Genomic DNA, 486 nt, shown 5'->3' on the forward strand with positions numbered 1-486 from the left:
GCTCAGGAATGATGAGCACAAAAAATAACTTATTTGTGCACATAGATGAGGGCTTTAAAGAATGATGTACGATGACCTTGAGCATAAAATACTATCCTGAGCACAAACTTCTGAAATCTCAAATTACAGGTGGTAAAACCTATCCTGAGCACAAGGTTTCGAAAAGTTGTGTCTTTTAGTTTTAAAATGGCCAAATTCCCTATCCTGAGCACTAACATGTTGTGCTCAGGTTTTTTAGTGTATTTAGGTGCGATAGAACCTTGCGATTATGTCGTTGGTTAAATTCAAACTACGCATTTTTCAAGGCTTGTGTATTTCGAGTGGGGTATATTTTGCTCTGTCATGAGTTTTCTTACAGTTGTCATGAATGATTGATCAGAAAGGTCGCAGAGCCGTATTTGTGTGATAACTGGCTCTCCATTTTCAACGTGTTTGGTTTCGGTTTTAAGTGGGAGTGCTTGAGGTTTAATGACGCATTTTCCTTCC

General features: G+C 38.5%; 1 protein-coding gene. It reads right to left on the reverse strand.

What is annotated here, in order from left to right; all coding sequences use genetic code 11:
• Nucleotides 1-284: 284 nt before the first annotated feature.
• Nucleotides 285-486, reverse strand: a 202-nt coding sequence (locus tag A3766_RS32335) for a hypothetical protein (RefSeq protein ID WP_231883004.1), incomplete at its 5' end; no start/stop codon positions are given.

The sequence above is a fragment of the Oleiphilus sp. HI0132 genome, assembly GCF_001635845.1.